Origin of the sequence: Streptococcus sp. 4155 (assembly GCF_013276695.1) — a bacterium.
In the GTDB taxonomy this organism is placed as follows: domain Bacteria; phylum Bacillota; class Bacilli; order Lactobacillales; family Streptococcaceae; genus Streptococcus; species Streptococcus pseudopneumoniae.
On record NZ_VMLM01000123.1, the window covers coordinates 1 to 741 of the forward strand.

The window sequence follows — 741 nt, forward strand, 5'->3', positions numbered from 1 at the left end:
TTGTTGTCTCCCGAAAACCACTAGCTATGCTAGTGGTTCCATAGAGCTTTTAGCGTGGTAACAAAAAGAACCTCCTAAAATGATAAGATAGAAGTGGTTTCTCCGCCACTACAACATATCATACAGGAGGTACCTCATGAGAGAGGATAATCAAAGTTTATCACATACCACATGGAATTGTAAATATCATATTGTTTTTGCACCCAAATATCGTCGTCAAATCATTTATGGCAGATACAAAGCTAGTATCGGAAGAATCATACGTGACTTATGTGAGCGTAAGGGTGTAATAATCCATGAAGCGAATGCTTGTTCAGACCATATTCACATGCTTATCAGTATTCCTCCGAAACTTAGTGTTTCGTCCTTTATGGGCTATTTAAAGGGCAAGAGCAGTTTGATGATTTTTGATAAGCATGCGAATTTAAAATACAAATATGGCAATCGCAAGTTTTGGTGTAGAGGCTATTATGTAGATACGGTAGGCCGTAATCAGAAAGTGATAGCTGAATATATTCAGAATCAATTACAAGAAGACAGAGTAGCAGACCAGCTCACGTTATTCGAGTCAGTAGATCCGTTTACTGGCGAAATAAATAAGAGGAAGTAACTAAGGTGCTTTAGCACCTGCTCGGGAAAGTGGTGCGCGAGGAAGCTATTTCGGTGGGCCTTTGGCCCTGGCCGGTAGAAGCGGCTTATAGCCGCAGAACAAACCACCAGTTCACACTGGTGGTTTTGATT

Annotated in this window: 1 protein-coding gene; it reads left to right on the forward strand. The window is 40.9% G+C overall.

Translation table 11 applies throughout. The features are described from left to right. Window positions 1–136 precede the first annotated feature (136 nt). Window positions 137–610, forward strand: coding sequence for an IS200/IS605-like element ISSpn6 family transposase (gene tnpA, locus HT715_RS11445; protein WP_001206386.1), 474 nt, complete (start codon window positions 137–139; stop codon window positions 608–610). Window positions 611–741: the final 131 nt, after the last annotated feature.